Source organism: Desulfonatronum sp. SC1 (assembly GCF_003046795.1).
Classification (GTDB): domain Bacteria; phylum Desulfobacterota; class Desulfovibrionia; order Desulfovibrionales; family Desulfonatronaceae; genus Desulfonatronum.
Map to the genome: position 1 here is coordinate 1 of NZ_PZKN01000145.1, position 451 is coordinate 451.

Consider the following 451-nt stretch of genomic DNA (forward strand, 5'->3'; position numbering starts at 1 on the left):
CAAAAACATCTTCGGACACGCAATGCTCAGTGGCGATGCGATAGATAAGCTCATTGGGACCAGGAGCCAGATCGTAAACCCAGTTGCCTTCGAAACGAGCCTGACCAACCGAGCCAAGCGCCCATGAAGCCACGCCAAATGTTGGTGTATTAGGTTTTAGCTGGAATCTATCGGTACATATTGCTACTTCGGATCCTACGCCTGCATCTGCAGGTGTTGGCAGGCCATTGGTGATGGTCACAATATCAGTTGAAACACAAGCATTAGGCCCTGTTCCTTTGGTTATGGTATATCGGAAGCGATTGATTCCGTTTGCCAAATCGGTCACCATGGTTTGTGGTAAATCCGGATTAAAAGTACCGCCACCATCAATCAGTTCCCAACGACCAACACCCATTCCCGGTGAGGGCGTATTGGCACGTAGTTCGGTAAAACTTTCACAGATGATATC

General features: G+C 48.6%; 1 protein-coding gene. It reads right to left on the reverse strand.

All coding sequences use genetic code 11. The annotated features are described in order from the left end of the window. On the reverse strand, positions 1 to 451 hold a 451-nt coding region (locus tag C6366_RS21055), incomplete at both ends, for a hypothetical protein (protein WP_158269870.1).